The sequence below is a fragment of the Seonamhaeicola marinus genome (assembly GCF_008085455.1).
In genome coordinates, this window is the sequence record NZ_VSDQ01000767.1 from 1 (window position 1) to 289 (window position 289).

1 protein-coding gene is annotated in these 289 nt (G+C 38.8%); it reads left to right on the forward strand.

The features are described 5' to 3' along the window. Nucleotides 1-289: efflux RND transporter permease subunit (locus tag FUA24_RS23435; RefSeq protein ID WP_148545754.1), on the forward strand; the 289-nt coding region annotated here is incomplete at both ends.

A 289-nucleotide genomic window follows, 5' to 3' on the forward strand; every position in this document is an offset into this window, starting at 1 on the left:
AAAAGTAGCACCAGAGTATAAAGACAAATACGACATTGCAGATTTACGCTCAATGCAGGATTGGATTGTACAACGTCAAATGGCAATGGTAGAAGGTGTGGTTGAGGTTAACGCCATAGGCGGTAAAATTAAACAATACGAAGTCGCGTTTGACCCAAACGATTTAAACGCAATTGGATTGACCATTACAGATGTCTTTAATGCACTTGAAGCCAATAATCAAAATACAGGTGGTGCATATATTGAAAAGAACCATCAGGCTAATTTTATTCGTGGAGAAGGCTTGGTA